Below are 22,358 nucleotides of genomic sequence, written 5' to 3'. Positions count from 1 at the left end.
CCTCAAACACAAGATCGTTACGCTCCGTAGTGCAACGTTGCGACTACCCTGACTGGTCGACTACGGCCTTACGGAGAATTCGTGAAGAGACCGACCGGCCGATGGCGGATCGTGAAGATGGCGAACTGGGACCAGGATGCCGTCGACCTCGCCGAGCCTGGGTTCATCAAATTCACCAAGAACAGCGCCGGCGAGTTCGGCTTCATCGCCCTCCGCGGCTGGATGGACTGCCGGTGGACCGAGCGCGACGGCCACCCTTTCGTCGAGTTCAGCTGGGAAGGCCACGACGAGGGCGACCAGGTCAGCGGGCGCGGCTGGGCCGCATTAGCTGAGAACGGCTCTCTTACCGGACGCCTGTTCATTCACCTGGGCGACGACTCGGGCTTCCACGCCACACCATTCGAGGATCGACGTTGAGCGAGTACCAGTACTACGAGTTCATTGCCATCGACCAGCCCCTCGACGCACAGGCGCAGGCCGAGGTGCGCTCGCTGTCCACCCGCGCGGAGATCACCGCGACCAGATTCGTCAACTCCTACAACTGGGGCGACTTCCGCGGCGACCCAAGCCGACTGATGGAGCGCCACTACGACGCGCATCTATACCTGGCCAACTGGGGCACCCGGCGAATCATGCTGCGCCTGCCCCTTGGCTTGCTCGACCTGGAGACAGCCGAGCGGTACTGCGTCAGCGACCAAGTCACAGCCTGGACCGCTGGCCAGCACGTCGTCCTCAGCCTGACCAACGATGACGAGTCCGGAGGCTGGGACTACGACCCGGAGGTCTCCCTGTCGTCCATCGTCGGCATCCGCGACGAGCTCGCCGGCGGCGACCACCGTGCGCTCTACCTGGCTTGGCTGGCCGGCTACGGAATCTGGGAGCACGACGAAGACGCCTTCGACCAAGACGAGGACGACGAACTCGAACCACCCGTTCCACCTGGCCTGCGCACGCTCACCGCGTCACAACACGAGCTGGCCGGCTTCCTCCGCCTCGACGAGGACCTGCTCGCGGTGGCAGCCGAGGCAAGCCCGCCCCTCCCCGATCGTACCAACGATTCTGAGCAGCTCGCGACCTGGCTGGCGGATCTGCCCGTAAGCGAGAAGAACCGGCTACTGCTGCAGGTCGCCCAAGGACGGGCCGCGACCGCGCGAATGGAAATACTGCGCCGATTCCGCGACGTCACCGCCCCTGCTGTCGCCGCACCCGGCCGCCGGACCGTTGCCGATCTCCTGGACAGCGCCTGGCGCAGGCGCGACGACCGGCAGCGCCAGGAAGCCGAGCAACGCGCCGAGGAGGAAGCCCGCCGCGAACGCGCCCGAGCCCTCGCCCGCCAGAAACGACTGGATGATCTGTCCCTTGACGAAGAAGCCGCCTGGGCTCAGGTCGAAGCGATGATCGCCACCCGAAAGCCCGGCGAGTACGACGCCGCCGTTGCACTGCTCAGCGATCTCCAAGCGCTGGCCGAACGGGACAACCGGTTTGACACTTTCACCTTGCGCAGCATGGCGTTGCGTCACACGCACGCACGCAAACCCAGCCTCATCGACCGCCTGGACCGGGCAGGGATCTGATCGTTCGGTACGCGGCAAGGTGCGGCGGTCCCACCACTTCGACTGAACACCGTTCTACGGTGGGTTACGTGGATCACGATCTCCGGTCAGCGGCGGCAGCCGGACTCGAGGAGGAACTCGCGAGCCTGCGTGCCCTGACCGCACAACTGCAGTCAGAAAACGCGCGGTTGTTGCGGCTGCTGGAGCTGACACCGAAACAAGCGGCACCTCCCGGCCCGACGCAGACCGGCTTCTTCGAAGCACCTCCGGGCCCGGTCTACCGACAGTCGGCACCGGACGCGAAGGTGGACTTCTTCGCCGCCATGTTCGCCGCCCGGACCGACATTTATGCCACGCGGTGGGAGAACACGCGCACCGGCAAGGCCGGATGGCTGCCAACAGTGCGTGGCGGCTGGCGCAAGGGCGTTCGGCACGAGGACCGGGACTATCTGCCGCTCGACAAGGAGGTTCTGCGCGCCCATCTGACCGGTGCCGCGCATGTCGGGTTTGTATCCGCTGCTGGACGGTGATCTGTGCTGGTGGCTGGCGGCCGACTTCGACGGGCACGCGGCGATGCTGGACGCCCTGGCGTATCTGAAGGCTGCCCGGACGTGGTCGGTGCCCGCCGCGCTGGAGGTGTCACGTTCCGGCGTTGGTGCGCACGCATGGGTGTTCTTCGCCGCTCCCATCCCCGCCGAGACCGCCCGCCGGCTCGGCACCGCCCTGCTGCGGGAGGCGATGGCGGTACGTGGCCGCATGGACTTGGCCAGCTACGACCGGTTGTTCCCTTCGCAGGACGTGCTACCGGCGGGCGGCGTGGGGAACCTGATCGCCGCGCCCCTGCACGGCAAGGCCCGCCAGGACGGTGCGACGGTGTTCCTCGATCTGGCCACGATGGAACCCCACGAAGACCAGTGGGCGTTCCTGTCGTCGCTCGGCCGGATGAGCCCGGCTGAGGTCGGCCGGGTCGCTTGCCGCGCCGGGAAAGTCACCGTCGGCGCGAGCATCAGTCGGCTCGATACACCGGTCTCGACTCGGATCCGGGTCGCCGCGTCCCCGATCGTGCACGCCCGGCTCAGCTCTGGGATCCGTGTGGAGTCGGACGAACTGACCCCGGCGTTGCACGCGACGCTGAAACACGCGGCGTCGATGTCGAATCCGCTGTTCTACGAGCGTCAGCGCCTGCGAATGTCCACATGGGATACCCCGCGGTTCTTGCGCAGCTACGACGAGACGCTGGATGGCGGGCTTGTCGTGCCGCGGGGCCTGGCGGACATGGTGGCGTCGCTGGTGGAGCAGGCAGGCAGCCGCCTGGAGGTGCTCGACGAACGGCCAGCCGGAGAGGCGCAGGAGTTCACGTTCACCGCCTCGCTGACCAGCGCGCAGCGAACGGCCGTGGACGCCCTCCACGAACATGATCTCGGTGTGCTGGTCGCGCCACCTGGAGCCGGCAAGACCGTCATCGCATGCGCACTGATCGCAACCCATGCAACGTCCACACTCGTGCTCGTCGACCGCAAAGCCCTCGCCGACCAGTGGCGCACCCGCATCGGCGGCCTGCTGGGCGTCAAGGCCGGCCAGCTCGGCGGCGGTCGCAGCAAGACCCGCGGCGTCGTGGACGTCGCGATGCTGCAGACGCTGGCCCGGAAAACCGATCTTGAGCAGCTCACCAGCGGCTATGGGCTGGTGGTCGTGGACGAGTGCCACCACGTCCCCGCGGCGGCGTTCGAGCACGCCATCAAACAAATCCCAGTACGCCGCTGGCTCGGGCTGACCGCTACTCCATATCGCCGTGACAAGCTCGACGACCTGATCGCACTGCAACTCGGCCCAGTCCGCCACACCATCGCACAAGCCACTCTCACCGCCGACGACGGCACGCCCCAACTCGAGTTCGACAACGCCGCACAGCCGCCAACGCCCGTGCTTCACGTGCACGACACCGCGTTCCGCTACCTCGGTGACGCCGACCCCGCGAAGCCTGGCGGAATGGCGGCCATCTACCGCGATCTCGTCGCCGACCAAGCCCGGACAATCCAGGTTGTCGAGGACGTGACCGCGGCGCTGAAACGCGGCAGGTACTGTCTGGTACTCACCCAGTGGACCACCCACGTCGAGCGCCTGGCCGACGAGTTCCGCCAGCAGTCTCTCGACCCGGTCGTTTTGCACGGCGGCATGAGCACCAAGTCCCGCCGGGACGCCCTCGCCCGGCTGCAAGCGTCCGCTGACGGATCACCGCTGCTCGTCGTCGCCACAGGACCATTCGTCGGCGAGGGATTCGACTGTCCCGTCCTGGACACGCTTTTTCTCGCCGCGCCCATCGCGTTCAAGGGTCGCCTGGTGCAGTACGTGGGACGCGTTTTGCGCGCGCACCCAGGCAAAACCACCGCAGAAGTCCACGACTACCACGACATCAACACCGGCGTCCTGGCTTCGTCACTGTCCAAACGCGCGCCCGGCTACGTCAGTCTCGGCTTCCCCGACCCCCGCAGGTCGACATCGGGCCGCTGACCTCCGACCGACCACAACAGCGCTCTGTGTGGCCGATCGAGTTGCGATCACTACCACGACGGCGCATCACATCTCTGTCCACAACCGACAGCCCACTCCTCAAGGAGGAGACCATGGCCTGGACAGAGAAGATCGGCCCGCGCTCATGGCGAGTCCGCTACCTGCGCGGTGATGGCGGATACGGCTCCATCTCCGGGTTCGGGACCAAGACCGCCGCCTACGCCACCCAGATCGAAGCCGACCAGCGACGCCGCACCTGGCTCGACCCCAAAGCGGGATTCATCACCACCGCCGAGTGAGCCGCCCTGTGGGCCGACACACTCGACGTCGAGATCCGCACCGAGGAGAACTACCTTGGCTGGATCCGCAACCACATCCAGCCACGGTGGGGCACCATCCGCCTCGGCGCCATCACTCCACTCGCGGTCACCTTGTGGGCCAAGCAACTGCGTCGCCGCTACGCCACTTCCACAGTCGGCGGCATCCTGACCGTGTTCTCCATGATGCTCGACGACGCCGTTGACGAACGCCTCATCCCAGCCAACCCCGTACGGCGCCGATCCCGCCGCGGCCGTCGCCGCGACAACGAACCCATGCCAGCCGAACGGATCTGGGCCACACCGGAACAAGTCGTCTGGATCGCAGACCAGGCAGCCCAGCTCAGCAACAGCCACGACTACTGGCTGTTGACCATCGCCACCGGCTGGACCGGCGCCCGCTGGGGCGAAATGACCGGACTACGCCGCGCCAACACCCACCTCGACGGCGGCTGCATCGTCATCGACCCGGACACAGGATGCCTGCACGAATCCGTACACCGCATGTGGCTCTGACCGCCCAAGACACCGGCGTCCGCACGCACCATCACCCTGCCACCGTTCCTGATCACCTTGCTGCGCAAGCACTTGGAGTCCCACGACCACGAGTTCGTGTTCACCACACCACGCAACTGTTGGCTTCGACGCAGCGATTTCGACCGCCGGGTCTTCCGCCCCGCGATCGATGGCAACCTGCACCGCGCGAACGCCGCCGTCCGCACCTACCCGGTCAAGCCGGGCTTGACATTCCACGGCCTGCGCCAAAGCCACAAGACCTGGATGATCGCCGACGGCATCCCAGAGATCGCCCAGGCACGCCGGCTCGGCCACCGGCTGGACAACCGCATCGTCGAGGCCTACAGCCACGTCGCACCGGAGGTCGAACGACGCGTCATGCGATACCTGGAACGCCGCTGGCACAAGGCACGCGCCACCACCAACCCGGCGCTGCCACCCGCTGACGCCGCATGACCACCACCGCGCTGCAGTGGTGGGAAACGCCGCCTGAGCCGGGCAAAATGATCTCCGCGCGTCCGGCAACCTCAGCGGACATCCGCGCCGAGATCATCATCGGCTCAGGTTGCCGATCACCGGCCGACTCGGCGGCAAGATCAGATCTCCAGATTTTCTCCAGCAAGACCAACTGAACCGGTCCGGAAACGATCATTCAACGATCACCGATGATCAGCCACAGAGACGAATGAACCCTTCTGAGCTGCGTCAATATCGCAACTCAGAAGGGTTCTCCGAAGAGTGGAGCTGAGGGGACTCGAACCCCTGACCCTCACACTGCCAGTGGTCCACAAAGGACTACTACCAGCGCAAACACTAGAACCCCAACAACTCCAGCGCAAGTAACTGCCGTTCAGCGCCGTTGAGTGCCGTTCGACGACGTTCAACTGCCTGCCCTGCTCCAGTTCCGCTCCAGCACGATCAGTGTGAGACTCAGCCCAGCAGTCGACGCAGTTCGGCGATCTCCGCACTGACTCCAACCGTCGAGCGGCTGGTCGTGAAGCCGATCTGCTCGTTCACCCTGATCATGTATTCGTTGTCGGCGTTCACGTTGGTGTAGATCTTCCCGATCGAGGGCCGTTCGGCGAGCAGTGCCCGCAACATGTGCGCCTTGACCCACTGCCCAAGCCCCTTGCCGCGATCCGCGGGTATCACGGCGGTGTCCTGCTGGACGGCCCACTCGGGATAGTCGGTGTAGAGGTCCATCTGTGTCAGTGCGACAACCTCGCCTGTCGCCTCGGACACCGCGACCACCACCCGTTGCACGACGTTCCGCTCACGATGGCGAGCCTCGGCCTCGCGTACGCGTTCGGCCGTCCACTCCGCAAGCCTGTACTCGGAGTCGCCGGCAGGCGCATCGCGCATCACGTGCAGCGCGCGAGCGTACGAAGCCACCAGCTCGTCAGGTGCGGCTCCCACCCACTCCGCCACCCTGAAACCGTCAGGAGCAGGCACGTCCCAGAGCACCGGGTCGACATCGCGGATGTCCAGCGTCTGCGCGATTGTCGACTTGGAGATGCGCATCCCCACCGCGACCGCCCACTGCGCGCCCGGTCCGCCCTTGGACAGTTCCCAGCCCTCCACGAGCTTCCTGCCGCGCGCTTCGAGTTCCGGCAGCACCGCCTTGAGCACCGCGGTCCCCACGCCCTCACGCCGCCGCCGCGGTGCCACAGTGATCGCCGTCAGCGCCAGATGCTCGTTCTCGTCAGGCGGGAAGTAGACGACGGCCTTGGCCACCAGCTCGCCATCACGACGGGCGATCCAGTACCCCCGAGACCCCAAACTCGGGGCAAGCTGCCGCAGACTGGCCACCCAGTCGTCGTAGTCGAGCACCACTGGATCCGGGCGATCCAGACGCAGAGCGGCCACCGACAGCTCGTAGAGCGCCCTCAGGTCCACCGGTGCGGCTTGATCAGCCTCGAACGGCTGCAGTTCGAACTTCCTGGTCATTTCCGATCCCCACACTCCCCCCGACACGACGTGAGGTACACACACGATTGCCAGCACGCCGACTACGCCCCTCACCGCCGGGGAGAGGGACATGACGATCACCCAGCCCGGCGGCCAGCTTGATGATCAGCCTGGCGAGTCCTGCTCCAGAACTGCTCCATAGGGTCACCACAACACGACCAACAGACGATCACCAAAGATCAACCCAGAACAGCAGAAAACCCGCCTGACCAGCGGAAACCGCAAGATCAGACGGGCTCATTCAAAGAGTGGAGCTGAGGGGACTCGAACCCCTGACCCTCACACTGCCAGTGTGATGCGCTACCAGCTGCGCCACAGCCCCTTGAAGGTCCACGTTCCCGGTGGGTTTCCCTGCCGTTCTCGTGTGGCAATACCGTACATCAAGAGGTCCACGAGATAAAAATCGGGGGTATCCAAACCGCATTCGGCCTGGTAGGACCGGGTGATGACCGCCGGAGCGCCGTTCGACCCGAAGATCGAGTGCATGGACCCCGAGGCCCGTCGCGAGCTGCAGGAACAGCGCCTTCGAGGCCTTGTCGACAGACTGCTCAGCACCGACAACCTCCAGGGTGCGCGGCTCAGGGATCATGGCGTGACGCGCGGCACAGATGTGCGCCTCGACGAGATTCATCTGCTGCCCACGATCACCAAGCAGGACTTGTGGGACCACTATCCGTTCGGGCTGCGGATCGCGCCGCCGGAAGACATCGTGTGCGTGCACGGGTCGTCGGGTACGGGTGGGCGGCCGACGCTCATTCCCTACACCGCCAACGACGTCGAGGTCTGGTCCGAGGTGATGGCCAGGGCCTTGAAGGGTGCGGGAGCCACGCGTAGCTCGGTCATCCACAACGCTTACGGCTACGGGCTTTTCACCGGTGGGCTCGGGGTGCACCACGGTGGGCTGAAGCTCCAGGCCACGGTCATTCCCATGTCCGGCGGCATGACGGAGCGGCAGGTCAGGCTCATCGAGGACCTGAAGCCGGACGTCCTGTGCTGCACGCCGTCGTACGCACTGAGGCTCGCGGACGACCTTTCCGGCACCAGCTTGAAGGTCGGCGTCTTCGGTGCCGAGCCGTGGACCGAGGAGATGCGCCAGGAGATCCAGCAGCGGCTGAACATCAGGGCGCTCGACATCTACGGGCTGTCCGAGGTGATCGGTCCGGGTGTGGCGTGTGAATCCCTTGACTCCGAAGGACTTCTCAACATCGCGGAGGATCACTTCTACCCCGAGACCGAGGACGGCGAGCTCATCTTCACCACGCTCACCAAGACCGGTATGCCGCTTCTCCGCTACCGCACGGGTGACGTCGCGACGCTGCACGAGCCGGCAGGGCAGCGGACGCTGACACGCATGAGCAAGCTCAAGGGGCGCAAGGACGACATGCTCGTCATCCGCGGCGTCAACGTGTTCCCGACGGAGATCGAGGCGGTCGTTCTCAACCTCGCGAGCCCGCACTACCTGATCGTCGAGGACCGCCGGACGACCACGGCACAGCTGCACGTGGCGGTTGAGTCCACACAGGACATAAGCGGCAGACTGAGTCAGGATCTCAAGGAACGCCTCGGCATCACGTGTCAGGTCCACGTTCTGGAGCCGGGCAAGCTGCCGCGCACCGAGGTGGGCAAAGCACAGCGCCTGGCCCGGTGGACTCAGGGCCAGGCGCCGATCGACGGACTCACTTAGTCAGGTCGGAGAGCCAGTTCTTGTTGTCGAGGTCGACGAGCTTGCCACCCGAAGCGACGCTGGGCGTGCCGCGGAAACGGCCCGTCTCGGCGTCCTTCAGAGCCGGGTCGTTGCTGGTCTTCGACATCAGCTCGTCCAGCTGCGACTTGTAGGTCTGGTTCTGCACGCAGGATTCGAAGCTGGCGGACGTCACACCGACTTCCTTGCCCAGCTTGATGAGCTGGTCCTTGGTGTAGCCGGCCTCGCCTTCCTCCGGCTGCGCGTAGAACAGCGCCGCGTGGAAGGCGTTGAACTTGCCGTCGTCGGCCACGCACAGGCCCGCGTTGGCCGAGTCGGACGAGTAGCCCGCCGGGTCCGAGCGGCTGTCCAGCATCGGCAGCATGTGGTAGCGGACCTTGACCTTGCCGTCCTCGACGGCCTTCTTGATGTCCGAGCCGTAGGTCTTCTCGAACGTGCCGCAGATCGGGCACAGGAAGTCCTCGTACACGTCGACCGTCGCGGTGGCCGTGTCCTTGCCGACCAGCACGGTGCTGCCGTCGCGGACGGCCGGCGCCGAGATGATGTGGTCGGGAGAGGTCAGCGGGATCGCGTCCGTGGCGGACGTGGACGGCTTCATCTGCTGGAACACGACGTAGCCGATCACCGCGATGGCCAGCACGGCCACGACGGCGACGCCGGCGATCACCTTGGTGCGGTCCGAACCGCCCGAGGCACGAGCCTGGGTCACCGCACGCGCGGCCTGCTTCTTCTTCCGCGCACTGCGCTCTGCTCCACCCACGGCGACGAGGGTAGCGACACAAACTAAAAGAAAGCTGAGTACGCGATCACGCTTCCGGGTGGCGTGGCTTGCCGCCCACGCGTTCGCCGGTAGGGACCTCGGCGCTTTCGCCGAGGCAGCCGCTCTCCGGCGCGACCGAGGCGGCCGTGTGCTCCTCCTCATGTGTGGGCAGGGTCTCGGGGGCCACGAACCAGAAGCCGACGGCCAGCAGCAGCGCGGCACCGGTGACGGCGAACGACGCTTCGAAGCTGAACCAGTCAGCGAGCAGGCCCGCGGAGAGCGGGCCGATGATGGCGCCCAGGTCGGTCACCATCTGGAACCCGGCGAGGACCGGGCCGCCCTTGCCGCGGGCGCCGATCACGTCGGCCACGACGGCGTTCTGCGGCGGGTTCAGCAGGCCCGCGCCCATGCCGGCGACGAGCGAGGCGGCCATGAAGTCCCACATGCCACCGGTGAAGCCCATCCAGATCGTGGCGAGACCGCTGATCACCAGACCGGCGATGGCGACCGGCTTGCGGCCCCACGTGTCCGCGACCTTGCCGGACAGGAACAGCATCGCGGCGTTGCCGGCCGCGAACACCGACATCGAGACGCCCGCCAGGGTGGGGCTCTGCTTCAACGCCTCGACCACGAACACCGGCACCAGCGAGATGCGCACACCGAACACGGCCCACCCGTTGGCGAACCCGGAGGCCAGCGCGGCGTGGTAGGCCTTGTGCCGAATCGCCTCGGCGAGCGGCATGTGGCCTTCACCGTTGGACTTGTCCAGCGCGGCGAGCTCAGAGCCTCGCAAGAAGATCCAGACGACGAACGCGGCGAGGCACAGCAACGCGGCGTACGACACGAACGGCACCCACAGGCCGAGCGGCACGAGCACGGCTCCGACGATGGGGCCGGCGATGTTGCCGATGAGGAACCCGGCTGCCCACAGCCCGGACGCCCGGCCGCGCATCGGCGCCGGGGTGATCCGGATCAGCAGCCCGAGCGCGGCGACGGTGAACATCGTCGACCCGACACCGGCCAGCGCCCGCCACAGGATCATCTCGAGGTAGCTGCCGGAGAACCCGGCCATGGCCGTGCCGAACGCCACGATGAGGATGCCGGCGATGTAGACGTGCGGCTCTCCGAACTTGTTCACCAGCAGGCCGCTGACCGGCGCGAACGCCAGCCTGACCAGGGCGAACACGCTGATCAGCGCCGCTACGGCGGTGTGCCCGACACCGAACTCCGCCGCGAACACCGGCAACACGGGCGCCACGATCCCGAACCCCACGGCGATGATGAAGCTCGCCGCGACCAGAACCCACACCTCGACCGGCAACCGCTCGCGCACAAAGCCCCCCTTAGCCCTGCTAAGGATATGTCACGCGGCAACTAACTAATTCAGTCGAGCAGCTCATCCACTCTGCGTACGTATGCCGTCACCGGATAGGCGGCCACGAACCCGCACGCCTCGGCGAACCGCTCCCCCGGACCCTCGTCCACCTGCGAAGCGATCAGCATCGCCCCGGACGAACGCAAGGTCGCAGCAGCAGACACCACCAACGCCCGTCCGACACCCCGACGACGACGCGCCGGACGTACAACGCACTGCTCGACCAAACCCACGCCGCGTTCAGCGAACCCCGACACGAACCCGCCGATCCGTTCGCCGTCGTCCACCACCAACAACGAACAACGCGGATCGTCCATTCGATGCCCGAGCCACCGGCCCAGCCGCTCCCGGTTGCCGACCAGCTCGTCGGACAGCAGCTCGACGATCCCCGGCAGATCCGCGTCACGAGCCGGCCGGACGTCCGAGGCCACCGAAGCAGGCCCGCGATGAACCACGGTCAAGAGCTCCTCGACCGCGTACCAGCCGGAGTCGTCGGCGATCCCCTCGATCTCGTCCACGGTCGTCGGCGACGCGTAGACCACGGCCTCGGCCCGTCCCACGTCGGCGAACGTCTGCTCCAGCTGCAACAACGTCGACGCGACCTCGACCGACGACCCGTCCAGCGCGCAGCCGAAGTTCCCGGTGGGCAGCGGGTTCTCGCGGTTGATCACCACCGCCGCACTGCCGACCCGGCCGACCCGGCCGTACCGGACCGCACCGGACGCTAGCCGCGCTCCCTCCACGAGGATCGCGAGCGACCGCGACTGGTACGGGTCCAGCAACTCCGGGTCGTCCGGGTCGCGCAACGGGTCAACCAACTCGGCGGTCCTTCCACTTCGCACCAGGCCTGAGTGCACAGTCCAGCAGGAACACCCCGATCGTCGCCCAAGAGAGAGGCGCCAGCACGGCCGACACCTGGGGCGCACCAACTCGCCGCACGAACTCACGATGCGACACGGCCTGTGCGAACCACGCCAGCCACGACCACGGCGACCGCCACTTCAGCACTGGGATCAGCCCGTACGCCAGGTGCAACAGCCCCGCGATGACCAACAACACACGGCCCCACGGCCCGAACATCTCCCGCATCGACGGCTGGATGCTCTTGCGCAACGACCGCCAGCAGTCCCCGAACGTGTCGATCCCCGACGTCGTCAACAGCCCCATCGCGTCGACGAACCGCACGACCCCACCGGCATCCCTGATCAACGTGGCCAGCCCGACGTCGTCGGCATGCGTCTCCGCCAGCGCGGGCCACCCACCCGCAGCCTCGAAGACCGACCGGCGCACCAGGACGCAATGCCCCACCGCGAGCGCCGTCGCACCGCGACCGTCCGGCGGCGATCCCTCGAACACGAGCGTGTTGAACGCGGGCAGCAGGAACCACCACGCCACTCCCTCCCCGCGCCCCGACGACGACACCAGGTCCGCACCCAGCTCACCCGCCGAAGCCACCAGCCGCCCCACCAGATCAGGCGCGCAGGTCACGTCCGCGTCCACGAACAGCAGCCACTCCTCGTCCTGAGCAGACTGAACACCGAGATGCATCGCGTGCGTCTTGCCCGCCCAGCCCTCAGCCGGACCGGACGACGAGATCACCTCGGCCCCGCACGAACGGGCAACAGCAGCCGTCGCATCCCCAGAAGCGTCGTCCACCACCACGACACGCACACCCGGCTGCCCCACCAGCCCGGAAAGCAACGACGGCAACGTGGCTTCCTCGTCGCGCGCCGGCACGACAGCCAGCACAGACGCGGTCTTCGAAGAAGAAGACACCTCGGAAACGTGCTTCCACTGCGCAACTGTGCGCGCGGATCGCAGTGTGGACAGCACCCCGGACACCACACCCAGAATCCCCATACATCCACCCTGACACACTCAACGACGTGCACCTGCCCGATCTCCCGGTGAAGTCCGTTCTCCCCGAGCTCCTCAAAACCATGGAGGAACACGGGTCGGCCGTGCTGGTCGCGCCACCGGGCACGGGCAAGACCACGCTCGTCCCGCTCGCGCTCCCGGGCAGGGTCGTCGTCGCCGAACCGCGAAGGATCGCCGCCAGAGCCGCCGCCGCACGCATGGCCAGCCTGCTGGGCGAACCCGTGGGCCACACCGTCGGTTATTCGGTCAGAGGCGACCGCAAGACCAGCAAACACACCCGCATCGAGGTCGTGACCAGCGGTCTTCTCGTCCGCCGGCTCCAGCACGACCAGGAGCTCAAGGGTGTCGGCACCGTCCTGCTCGACGAGTGCCACGAACGCCACCTCGACGCCGACCTGCTCCTCACGCTCCTGCTGGACGCCAAAGCAGGCCTGCGCCCGGACCTGAAACTCCTGGCGACGTCCGCAACCGTTGCCGCGCAACGACTCGCTGACCTGCTCAACGCCCCGGTCCTGCACACCGAGTCGCGCATGTACCCGACGGAGATCACCTACGTCCCACCCGCACGCAAGGAACACATCGAGACCACGGTGGCGCGAGCCATCAACCAGGCACTGTCCGAAGTGGACGGCGATGTGCTCGCGTTCCTGCCGGGCGTCAGGGAGATCAACCGAACGGCCAAGCTGCTCAACGCGGAAACCGTGATCCTGCACGGCCAGCTCAACGCCCAGACCCAGGACGCCGCGCTGAAACGTGGCCAGAACCAGCGCGTTGTGCTGGCCACCAGCATCGCCGAATCCAGCCTCACCGTCCCCGGCGTCCGTGCCGTCGTCGACGCGGGCCTCGCCCGAGTACCGCGCGTGGACCACCGCAGGGGACTGGCGGGCCTTGCCACGATCCGCGTCTCCCAAGCCGTGGCCGAGCAACGCGCCGGACGAGCCGGACGTGAAGCCCCAGGCCGCGTCTACCGTTGCTGGCCAGAGCACGAGCACTCGACGCTCCCCCGCTACCCGGAGCCGGAGATCCGCACGGCCGACCTGACCAGGCTCGCCCTCGAACTCGCGGTGTGGGGCACCCCCGACGGCGGCGGCCTGAGCTGGTGGGACGCCCCGCCGGAGGGCGCCCTCAAGGCAGCCCAGGAAACGCTCGAAGCCATCGGCGCACTCGAACCCGACCGCCGCGACCGCATCGCGAGCGTCGGCCTGCACCCCCGTCTCGGCCGCGCGCTCATCGACGGCAGCGTGCTCGCCGGCAACCGGACCGCCGCCGAGGTCGTGGCACTGCTCGACGACAGCACCCACCCCAGCACGAGCGACCTCGCGACCGCGCTGAAGTCGCCCGGCAAGTGGCGCCAGGAAGCCAGGAAACTCGAAAAGCTCGGCACCAACCCGGCTGGCAACGGCGACCCCGCGCTGGTCGTCGCCCTCGCCTACCCGGAACGGCTGGCGAAACGCCGGTCCAAGAACAGCAACGTCTACCTGATGGCCAACGGAACGGCCGTCGAGCACACCGACTCGCACGCCAAGTGGCTGGCGGTCGCGATCGCCGACCGCGAACCGGGCAGCAAGCACGGCCGCATCCGCCTCGCCGCCCCGGCCGACGAGGAACTCGCCGTCACCGCCGCCCAGGCCCTCGTGCACACGGTCGACGACATCCGGTGGAACGGCGACGTCATCGCGAACGAGGTCCGCAAGCTGGGTGCGATCACCCTCGACGAACGGCCGCTCAACGACCTCGCCAAGTCCCAGCAGGCACTCCGCCTCGGCCTCGAAGCCGAAGGCCTGGGCCTGCTCAAGTGGACCGACGCCGCCAAACGCCTGCGCGAACGCATGTCGTTCCTGCACAGGACCCGCGACTGGCCGAGCGTCGACGACGAGAACCTGATCCGCGCGATCGACCTCGGCAAGGCGAAGAAGCGCTCCGACCTGGCCAAGATCGACACGGTGAACCTGTTGCGGAACCTGCTGCCGTGGCCGGAGGCGGCGGAGTTCGACCAGCTCGCCCCGGAACGCATCGGCCAGGGCAAGGTCGACTACACCCAGGACCAGCCCGCCCTCCACGTCCGCATCCAGGACGCCATGAAGTGGGCCGACACGCCGCTCATCGCGGGAGTTCCGGTGGTGGTGCACCTGCTCTCTCCCGCAGGCCGTCCCACCGCCGTGACCAGCGATCTCAGGACCTTCTGGCGCAACGGCTACCTGCGGGTGCGCAGCGAGTTGAAGGGCAGGTATCCCAAGCACCACTGGCCCGAACGGCCCTACAGTAAGGGCACATGAGGGGATTTCAGGTATCGCGGCGCCGCTTTCTGGGGATGACGGCGCTGGCAGCGGGCATGACCACGATCGGCACGGCCAGGGCGGAAACCGACTTCGCGGAAGCCGTCGTGATCGGCACGGGCTACGGAGCCGCCGTCGCCGCCCTGCGACTGGGCGAACGCGGCATCAGGACCACGATGCTGGAGATGGGTCAGCTCTGGGACCAGCCGGGACCCGACGGCAAGGTCTTCTGCCCGATGCTGAACCCGGACCGCCGCGCGATGTGGTTCAAGGACCGCACCGAGGCACCGCTCGAAACCCTGCTCGGCCTGCCGATCGTGAACCGCCCGATCCAGCGCTACGCCGGCGTCCTCGACAAGGTCCACTTCAGCGAGATGTCGGTCTACCTCGGCCGCGGCGTCGGTGGTGGCTCGCTGGTCAACGGCGGCATGGCCGTCACCCCGAAGCGCGAGTACTTCGAGGAGGTCCTGCCGGAAGTCGACTCCGGCGAGATGTACGACAGGTTCTTCCCGCTGGCGAACAAAACGCTCAGGGTCAACACCATCCGCGGCGCGTTCCTGGAGTCCACCAGCTGGTACCAGTACGCCCGCACGGCCCGCCGTCAGGCCGCGAACGCCGGCTACGGCACCCAGGTCATCCCGAACGTCTACGACTTCGCCCACATGGAGGGCGAAGCCCGTGGCACCAAACCGAAGTCCGCGCTGGCCGGCGAGGTCATCTACGGCAACAACCACGGCAAGATGAGCCTGGACAAGACCTATCTCGCCGACGCGCTCAACACCGGCAACGTCACCATCAAAACGTTGCACCACGTCAAACGCATCCGCCGGCAACCCGACGGCACCTACGTTCTCACCGTCGAACACCGCGACCCGTTCGGAAAGCTCCTGAGCACCAAGGAGATCGGCTGCCGTCACCTGTTCCTCGGCGCCGGCAGCCTCGGCACCACCGAACTGCTGCTGCGCGCCCGCGAGAACGGCGACCTGCCAGGGCTCAGCGACGAGATCGGCCGCGGCTGGGGTCCCAACGGCAACGTGATGACCGCCCGCACGATGATCGGCGGCTTCCAGCAGTCCGGCATGCCCGTGCTCGCCATCGACGCGTGGCGCGACCGCAGCGTGTTCGCCGAGATCGCCCCGGTCCCGGCGGGCGTCGAGACCCTCGCCTCGCTGTACCTCGCGATCACCAAGAACCCCGAGCGCGGCACGTTCCACTACGACCGCGGGACCGACGGGATCACCCTCGACTGGCGGCGTGAGCAGATGGAACCTTCGGTCCGCGCGGTGCGGGGCGTGTTCGACGAGATAAACCGAACAAACCTCAGTACATATCGCGCCGACCTGTTCGGAATCGGGAAAGTGTTCTCGGACGACTTCACCTACCACCCGCTGGGCGGCTGCCTGCTCGGCCGAGCCACGGACGCATATGGCCGGGTCAGGGGCCAGAAGAACCTCTACGTCACGGACGGCTCGCTGATCCCCGGATCGATCGGCGCGAACCCGTTCGTCACGATCACAGCACTCGCGGAACGGAACTTGAGTCGAATCACCGCCACCGATTTGAACCATTAGGAATCGAACAACGTTAATCTCAGCTATGGCGCACATCGCGATCTTCCTCATGCCCGAGCGCGGACACGTCCTCCCCGCGCTCGGGATGATCGCCGAGCTCGTACGCCGCGGACACCGCGTGAGCTGCCCCGTCCCGCCCGCGTTCAGCACGGCCGTCACCGAATGCGGCGCGACCGCCATCCCCTGCACCACAACGCTTCCGCCCGAGCTGCCGGCGTCGCTCTACGACGCCGCGCAGCTCGCGTTGACCGAGGCCGAGACGGCACTGCTCGAGCTGGAACCGGTGTTCCGCGACGACCCTCCCGACATCGTGCTGTGGGACATCGCGGCCTGGGCCGGTGGCGTGATCGGCCGCCGGCTGGGTGTCCCGCACCTCCTGCTGGACAGCCTGCTGACCAGCAACCCCCACTGGTCGCTCGGGCAGGCGGTGATGCCAGCCAGGAAGTTCGACAGGGACGCGATCCGGTTCTTCACCAGGGTCCAGAGCTTCGTCGGCTGCTCGCTGCCGGAGTTCGTGGCGGGCACGCGACGCCGGATCGCCTTGTTCCCCAGGGAGTTCCAGCCGGAGGGCGACACGTTCGACGAACGGTTCGTCTTCACCGGCCCGTGCCTGACCGAGCGCACGTTCCAGGGCACGTGGAAACCGCCGGGCGGCACACCGGTGGTGCTCGCGACCACCGGCACCCAGGTCTGCGCCGACGCGGCCCGCGGCATGCCGTGGCACCTTGTCACAAAGGGCAGGATCGAGAACCCGGCGCCGAACGTCGAGGTGCACGACGACGTGCCGCAACTCGCCGTGCTGGAGCACGCGAGCGTGTTCATCACCCGCGGCGGCCTGGGTGGCGTGATGGAGGCGCTGCACCACGGCGTTCCCATGATCGTCGTGCCGCACATGACGGACCAGCACCTCAACGGCCAGCGCGTCGAGGAACTCGGGCTCGGCGTGCTGCTCGACACCGTGACCGAGGAGGGTGTGCGCTCGTTGGTGGGTCAGCTGGCGTCGGATTCCGCGATTTCCGCACGGGTGAAGGACATGCGGCGGATGATTCACCAGGCAGGCGGCAGCACGTTAGCCGCGGACGTGGTCGAGGAGGAACTGGCGCGGTGAGACGGATCTGGGACGACGCTGTCCGCACACTCGGCGGCGCACCGGACGCGGGCGATCTGATGGAGCGCTACTCCGAGCCGCATCGCTCGTACCACAACACTTTCCACGTGGCGTCCGTCGTCCGTGACTCGTGGGCGCTGGCCGACGCGTACGCGTTCACGGGAGAAGAGCGCGCGATCCTCACGTTGGCCGCCTGCGCACATGACGTGATCTACGAGGGCAAACCGGGCGACGACGAACGCGCGTCGGCGGCGTGGGCACGGGAACACATGGCCGGCGTGGAAGAAGAGCACGTCGCACGGGTGGAGTCGTTGGTGCTGGCCACGATCACGCACTCGTCCGAAGATCCGCTCGCGCACGTGCTGCTCGACGCCGACCTGGCCATCCTCGGTTCGGAACCGGCGCACTACGAGCGCTACAGCCGGGCCGTGCGGCGGGAGTACTCGCAACACGACGACGCCGCTTGGCGCTCCGGCCGCACGCGCGTGCTGAAGACCCTGCTCGACCGCGAGGACCTGTTCGTGACCGAGCCCGCGCGGCAGTTGTGGGACGCCGCCGCGCGGATCAACCTCAAGCGCGAGCTTCAGTCGTTGGCGTAGAGCACCTTCGTAGCGGTAGTGAAGCGCCGCAACGTCTCCGGGATCGGCTCGATGCCGATGCCCGGCCCGGTAGGCACGTGCATGAACCCGTCCTCGAGCTCGAACGGTTCGGTGAGGTCCTCGGCGAAATACCGGCGTGACGCCGACACGTCGCCCGGCAGCACGAACCCCGGCAGCGCGGCGAGCGCCAGGTTCGGCCCGCGTCCGATGCCGGTCTCCAGCATTCCTCCGCACCACACCGGAATCCCGTGCGCCACCGCGACGTCGTGGATCCGCCGCGCTTCCAGGTAGCCGCCCACCCGCGCCGGCTTGACGTTGATCACCCGGCACGCGTCCAGCGCGATGGCCGTCGCCGCGTCCTTGGCCGAGGTGATCGACTCGTCGAGGCAGATCGGCGTGCGGATCCGCTGGGCGAGCAGCGCGTGGCCGCGGATGTCGTCCTCTTCCAGCGGTTGTTCGATCAGCAGCAGGTCGAACGCGTCGAGCCGGCGCAGGTGTTCGGCGTCGGCCAGCGTGTACGCGGTGTTCGCGTCGACCTGCAGCAGGATGTCGCCGAACCGTTCGCGGACAGCGCGCACGGGTTCGACGTCCCAGCCCGGTTCGATCTTGAGCTTGATCCGGGCGTACCCCTCGGCGAGGTAGCCCTCGACGTCGCTGATCAGCTCGGGGATCGAGTTCTTGATCCCGACCGAGACACCGGCGGGCACCTTCGTGGCCGTGGCGCCGAGGAACGTGCCGATCGACATCCCGTACGACCGCAGCTCGGCGTCCAGGATCGCGGTCTCCAGCGCGGCCTTGGCGAGCTTGTGCCCCTTGATCGCCTCAGTCCGGTGCGCGACCTCCGCGGCCGTGACCTCTGGCGTCACCCGTGGCACGAGGTGCTGGTGCAGCACCAGTTCCGCGGCAGCGACGAACTCCGAGCAGTACAGCGGTTCCGGGTCGGCCGCGAACTCCGACCAGCCCTCGGCGGAGTCCGTCACGACCCGCAGCAGGAACGTGTCCTTGGTCGTCATCGTCCCGAACGACGTGCGGAACGGCGACACCAGCGGAATCGCGACGTGCAGGAGCTCAACCCGTTCGATCTTCATCGTGCAGCTTCTTTCTGGGCGGCTTCTTTCTGGGCGGCTTCTTTCTTGCGCTCCAACTCGTACCAGCCCTCACGGGACATCGACGTCGCGACATAGCCCTGCTCGAAGGCGTCGACGAACACGCCGCGCACCGCCTGGCGCCACTGCTTGGCCAGCTCGGCGGACTCCTTGCGCACCTGCACGACGTCACGCGGCACCCGGCACCAGATCCGTTCGCCGTCGGTGCGCGCCAACGGTTCCCCGTCCGGCGCCATCGACGTGATCTCTCCGGACGGCACCGACTCATGCGCCTCGCGCGACCCGGTGAGATCCCACCGCACGGTCAGGCGATCGCTCTCGTCGCCGTCGTTCACGCCGTCCCGCATCGGCCCGTAGAAGTCCACTGTGTACTCGGTGACGACCGCCCCGAGCTTGACCAGGTTGAACCGGGCGTTGCGCGACACCAATGGGTCGTAGGTCCACCGCATCGACCTGGCGCCCAGCTCGACCGCCCACTTCTTCTGCGCGAGCTTCAACGGGTACCCGACACCGGTCCGAGCCGCCGCGATCATCGAGTACACCGAACCGTCCGGGCAGAAGAGCCCGGTCGTGGCACCGACCAGCTCGTCGCCGTCGAACGCCCCGATGGTCGCGCCACCCGCGTGCCGGACGCAGTGCAACGTCTCCGTGGACAGCACGTCCTCGGTCGTCTCCCAGACCTCGGCGTAGTACCCGGCGACGCGGGCGATGCCAGGAACGTCACTGATCACTTGGAACCGCAAGGCGTGCCTTCCTGACGCTGTAACCGAAGTAGATGACGAAGCCGACGACCATCCAGACGACGAACGCGATCCACGAGTCGAGTCCGAGGCTGAACATCATGTAGACGCAGAACGCCAGCCCCAGCAACGGCGTGACCGGCGAGAACGGCACCCGGAAGCTCCGCTGGCGGTCCGGTTCGGTGCGGCGCAGGATGATCACCGCGATGTTGACCAGACCGAACGCGAACAGCGTGCCGATGCTGGTCACGTCGGCCAGCGACCCCAACGACACGAACGCGGCGAGCACACCGATGAACGATCCGACGACCAGCGTGTTCACGAACGGCACACCGGTCCTCGGACTGAGCTTCGCGAAGACCGACGGCACCAGCCCGTCGCGGGACATCGCGTACAGGATACGCGTCTGTCCATAGAGGACGGTGAGCACCACGGAGGCCGTTGCCACCACCGCGCCGATCGACAGCAGGATCGGCCAGATCGCACCGCTGACGTTGTCGGTGAGCACCCGGCTCAACGCGGCCTCCGTGCCCTCGAACGACTGCCACGGCATCGCCCCGACCGCGGCCAGCGCGACCGCGCAGTACAGCGCGGTGATCACGACCAGCGACAGGATGATCGCGCGCGGCAGGTCGCGCTGCGGGTTCTTGGCCTCCTCACCGGCGGTCGACGCGGCGTCGAACCCGATGTAGGAGAAGAACAACGTGGCCGCGCCGGCGCTCACGCCCGCGAGCCCCAGCGGGAACAGCGGCTGCAGGTTGCCCGCCTGGAACGCGGTGAACGCGACCGCGCAGAACATCAGCAGTGCGCCGACCTTGACCCACACCAGGATCGTGTTCGTGCGCGCGCTGCCCTTGGATCCGCCCAGCAGCACCAGCATCGAGAGGACCACGACCAGCACGGCGGGAATGTTGACGATCCCTCCCGCACTCGGCGGCTGGCTCAGCGCGTCCGGAATCCGCAGTCCTGTCACCAGGTGCAACAGCTCGTTGATGTACTGACCCCACCCGACCGCGACCGCGGCGACCGAGACCCCGTACTCGAGCACGAGACACCAGCCGCAGACCCACGCGACGATCTCGCCGAGCGTGGCATAGGTGTAGGAGTACGAGGAGCCGGACGCCGGGATGAGGCCGGCGAGTTCGGCGTACGACAGCGCGGAGAACAACGCGGTGATGCCTGCCAGCACGAACGACAGCACGATGGCGGGACCGGCCTTCGGCACCGCCTGCCCCAGCACGACGAAGATGCCGGTGCCGAGCGTGGCACCGATGCTGATCATCGTGAGGTGGCCGACACCCATGGTGCGCTTGAGTTCGCTGCCAGGGTGAGTCAGCTGGTCGATCGGCTTGCGCCGCAACACCCGCGCCCCGATGCGCTGTCCGTTGCTCATCCGGACAACATAACTGCCTGCTATACAGCTATCGGCTACCAACCGGGCGGAACGTGCGGCGGTATGTGTCGGGCGGCACACCGACCGTACGGTGGAAGTGCCGGCGCAACGTCGTGGCCGTGCCCATGCCGGACGCCTCGGCGATCTGGTCGACGCTGTCGTCCGTCATCTCCAGCAACTCCTGCGCCCTTCTGATCCGTTGGGTGTGCAGCCACTGCAACGGCGTGGTGCCGGTGACCGACCTGAACAGCCGGGCGAGGTGGCGCGAACTCATGTTGGCCTGCCGCGCCAGGTCCTCGACGGTGATCATCTGGTCGAACCGCGCCGAGACCCAGTCGAACAACTCCGTGAGCGGATGGCCTTCGCCGGACGGCACCGGCGCCAGCACGAACTGCGCCTGCCCGCCGTCGCGATGCGGCGGCACGACGAGCCTGCGCGCCGCGGTGTTCGCGGTGGCGGTGCCGTGGTCACCGCGGATCACGTGCAGGCTCAGGTCGATCGCCGCCGCCTTGCCCGCGCTCGTCATCACCTGACCGTTGTCGACGTACAGCACGTCCGGGTCGACCTCGACGCGCGGATACCGCCTGGCCAGTTCGTCGGTGTGTCCCCAGTGCGTGGTCGCCCTGAGCCCGTCGAGCAGCCCGGCTTCCGCGAGCACGAACGCACCCGTGCACAACGAGATGATCCGCGCGCCCTTCTCGTGCGCCGCCCGGACGGCTTGGACGAGCTCCAAGTCCATCGGCTCGTCCACCTCCGCGATCGCGGGCACGATCACGGTGTCGGCGCGTCCGAGCTGGTCCAGGGGCAGGTCCGGCTCCAGCGTGAACCTGCCGACCCGCACCGGCCCGTTGCCGCAGATCTGGACGCGGTAGTCGAGCTGCGGGGCGGTGAAGATCTCGTACGTCGCGGTCAGCTCGAAGTGGAGCATCCCGTCGGTCACAGCGAACGCGAGCATGTCCGAAACTGTACGCATCGTGTCGTTCCA

The 22,358-nt window shown here is 67.4% G+C and carries 22 protein-coding genes and 2 tRNA genes; 13 read left to right on the top strand and 11 right to left on the bottom strand.

What is annotated here, in order from left to right:
- Positions 1-117: 117 nt before the first annotated feature.
- The 8 genes from SK803_RS37925 (at position 118) to SK803_RS37890 (ending at position 5,529) form a co-directional block, all read left to right on the top strand.
- Positions 118-417, top strand: a complete 300-nt coding sequence (locus SK803_RS37925; protein ID WP_319971019.1) for a hypothetical protein — start codon at positions 118-120, stop codon at positions 415-417.
- Positions 414-1,574, top strand: coding sequence for a hypothetical protein (locus SK803_RS37920; protein ID WP_319971018.1), 1,161 nt, complete (start codon positions 414-416; stop codon positions 1,572-1,574). Before SK803_RS37925 ends, SK803_RS37920 begins: the two co-directional genes overlap by 4 nt.
- A gap of 68 nt (positions 1,575-1,642) precedes the next feature.
- The gene (locus SK803_RS37915; protein ID WP_319971017.1) at positions 1,643-2,083 is read left to right on the top strand and encodes a TOTE conflict system archaeo-eukaryotic primase domain-containing protein; all 441 of its coding nucleotides are present in this window, start codon (positions 1,643-1,645) and stop codon (positions 2,081-2,083) included.
- Positions 2,052-4,064 (top strand): TOTE conflict system archaeo-eukaryotic primase domain-containing protein, encoded by a 2,013-nt coding sequence (locus SK803_RS37910; protein ID WP_319971016.1) that lies wholly within the window; start codon positions 2,052-2,054, stop codon positions 4,062-4,064. The genes SK803_RS37915 and SK803_RS37910 overlap by 32 nt, the downstream gene beginning before the upstream one ends.
- Positions 4,065-4,177: 113 nt before the next feature.
- Positions 4,178-4,363 carry a hypothetical protein gene (locus SK803_RS37905; protein ID WP_319971015.1) on the top strand — a complete coding sequence of 62 codons (186 nt, stop codon included), beginning with the start codon at positions 4,178-4,180 and terminating at the stop codon, positions 4,361-4,363.
- A 201-nt stretch (positions 4,364-4,564) separates the two neighbouring features.
- Positions 4,565-4,897 carry a hypothetical protein gene (locus SK803_RS37900; RefSeq protein ID WP_319971014.1) on the top strand — a complete coding sequence of 111 codons (333 nt, stop codon included), beginning with the start codon at positions 4,565-4,567 and terminating at the stop codon, positions 4,895-4,897.
- A gap of 30 nt (positions 4,898-4,927) precedes the next feature.
- Complete coding sequence (locus SK803_RS37895) at positions 4,928-5,353, top strand: tyrosine-type recombinase/integrase (RefSeq protein ID WP_319971067.1); 426 nt, start codon at positions 4,928-4,930, stop codon at positions 5,351-5,353.
- Entirely contained in the window at positions 5,350-5,529 is a 180-nt protein-coding gene (locus SK803_RS37890; protein ID WP_319971013.1) for a hypothetical protein, read from the top strand. Before SK803_RS37895 ends, SK803_RS37890 begins: the two co-directional genes overlap by 4 nt.
- A gap of 107 nt (positions 5,530-5,636) precedes the next feature.
- On the opposite strand, the gene SK803_RS37885 is transcribed toward SK803_RS37890, so the two are convergent.
- The 3 genes from SK803_RS37885 to SK803_RS37875 form a co-directional block, all read right to left on the bottom strand.
- Positions 5,637-5,729: transfer RNA gene (locus tag SK803_RS37885), tRNA-OTHER, on the bottom strand.
- Positions 5,730-5,827: 98 nt separating this feature from the next.
- Positions 5,828-6,844 carry a GNAT family N-acetyltransferase gene (locus SK803_RS37880; RefSeq protein WP_319971012.1) on the bottom strand — a complete coding sequence of 339 codons (1,017 nt, stop codon included), beginning with the start codon at positions 6,842-6,844 and terminating at the stop codon, positions 5,828-5,830.
- A gap of 270 nt (positions 6,845-7,114) precedes the next feature.
- Positions 7,115-7,187, bottom strand: a tRNA-Ala gene (locus SK803_RS37875).
- 123 nt (positions 7,188-7,310) lie between these two features.
- Between SK803_RS37875 and SK803_RS37870 the strand changes: the two genes are divergently transcribed.
- Positions 7,311-8,549 (top strand): phenylacetate--CoA ligase family protein, encoded by a 1,239-nt coding sequence (locus SK803_RS37870; RefSeq protein ID WP_319971011.1) that lies wholly within the window; start codon positions 7,311-7,313, stop codon positions 8,547-8,549.
- Here the strand turns inward: SK803_RS37870 and SK803_RS37865 are convergent.
- Genes SK803_RS37865 through SK803_RS37850 form a run of 4 tightly spaced genes read right to left on the bottom strand, consistent with a single transcriptional unit; the run spans position 8,542 to position 12,562 of the window.
- Positions 8,542-9,327 (bottom strand): DsbA family protein, encoded by a 786-nt coding sequence (locus SK803_RS37865; RefSeq protein WP_319971010.1) that lies wholly within the window; start codon positions 9,325-9,327, stop codon positions 8,542-8,544. The two genes, SK803_RS37870 and SK803_RS37865, sit on opposite strands and share 8 nt — an antisense overlap.
- A 46-nt stretch (positions 9,328-9,373) precedes the next feature.
- A complete protein-coding gene (locus tag SK803_RS37860) occupies positions 9,374-10,660 on the bottom strand; it encodes an MFS transporter (protein WP_319971009.1) in 1,287 nt (428 codons plus the stop codon).
- Positions 10,661-10,710: 50 nt separating this feature from the next.
- A complete protein-coding gene (locus tag SK803_RS37855) occupies positions 10,711-11,520 on the bottom strand; it encodes a GNAT family N-acetyltransferase (protein ID WP_319971008.1) in 810 nt (269 codons plus the stop codon).
- Positions 11,513-12,562, bottom strand: coding sequence for a glycosyltransferase (locus SK803_RS37850; protein WP_319971007.1), 1,050 nt, complete (start codon positions 12,560-12,562; stop codon positions 11,513-11,515). The genes SK803_RS37855 and SK803_RS37850 overlap by 8 nt, the downstream gene beginning before the upstream one ends.
- Before the next feature lie 26 nt (positions 12,563-12,588).
- Between SK803_RS37850 and hrpB the strand changes: the two genes are divergently transcribed.
- Genes hrpB through SK803_RS37830 form a run of 4 tightly spaced genes read left to right on the top strand, consistent with a single transcriptional unit; the run spans position 12,589 to position 18,134 of the window.
- Positions 12,589-14,856: an ATP-dependent helicase HrpB gene (gene hrpB, locus SK803_RS37845; protein WP_319971006.1), complete on the top strand. Its 2,268-nt coding sequence runs from the start codon at positions 12,589-12,591 to the stop codon at positions 14,854-14,856.
- Complete coding sequence (locus SK803_RS37840) at positions 14,853-16,427, top strand: GMC oxidoreductase (protein WP_319971005.1); 1,575 nt, start codon at positions 14,853-14,855, stop codon at positions 16,425-16,427. Before hrpB ends, SK803_RS37840 begins: the two co-directional genes overlap by 4 nt.
- Positions 16,428-16,452: 25 nt before the next feature.
- On the top strand, positions 16,453-17,535 hold the full coding sequence (locus SK803_RS37835) for a nucleotide disphospho-sugar-binding domain-containing protein (protein ID WP_319971004.1): 1,083 nt from the start codon (positions 16,453-16,455) through the stop codon (positions 17,533-17,535).
- The gene (locus SK803_RS37830) at positions 17,532-18,134 is read left to right on the top strand and encodes an HD domain-containing protein (RefSeq protein ID WP_319971003.1); all 603 of its coding nucleotides are present in this window, start codon (positions 17,532-17,534) and stop codon (positions 18,132-18,134) included. Before SK803_RS37835 ends, SK803_RS37830 begins: the two co-directional genes overlap by 4 nt.
- Here SK803_RS37830 and menC read toward each other — a convergent pair.
- Genes menC through SK803_RS37810 form a run of 4 tightly spaced genes read right to left on the bottom strand, consistent with a single transcriptional unit; the run spans position 18,119 to position 22,346 of the window.
- The gene (menC, locus tag SK803_RS37825; protein ID WP_319971002.1) at positions 18,119-19,222 is read right to left on the bottom strand and encodes an o-succinylbenzoate synthase; all 1,104 of its coding nucleotides are present in this window, start codon (positions 19,220-19,222) and stop codon (positions 18,119-18,121) included. The two genes, SK803_RS37830 and menC, sit on opposite strands and share 16 nt — an antisense overlap.
- On the bottom strand, positions 19,219-19,983 hold the full coding sequence (locus SK803_RS37820; RefSeq protein ID WP_319971001.1) for a hypothetical protein: 765 nt from the start codon (positions 19,981-19,983) through the stop codon (positions 19,219-19,221). The genes menC and SK803_RS37820 overlap by 4 nt, the downstream gene beginning before the upstream one ends.
- A complete protein-coding gene (locus SK803_RS37815; protein ID WP_319971000.1) occupies positions 19,961-21,373 on the bottom strand; it encodes an amino acid permease in 1,413 nt (470 codons plus the stop codon). Before SK803_RS37815 ends, SK803_RS37820 begins: the two co-directional genes overlap by 23 nt.
- A 28-nt stretch (positions 21,374-21,401) precedes the next feature.
- On the bottom strand, positions 21,402-22,346 hold the full coding sequence (locus SK803_RS37810) for a helix-turn-helix domain-containing protein (protein ID WP_319970999.1): 945 nt from the start codon (positions 22,344-22,346) through the stop codon (positions 21,402-21,404).
- Positions 22,347-22,358 lie beyond the last annotated feature (12 nt).

It is taken from the genome of Lentzea miocenica, assembly GCF_033949945.1.
GTDB lineage: Bacteria > Actinomycetota > Actinomycetes > Mycobacteriales > Pseudonocardiaceae > Lentzea > Lentzea miocenica.
The sequence above is the reverse complement of the archived record's forward strand: the minus strand, read 5'-3'. Positions and strand labels throughout refer to the sequence as shown.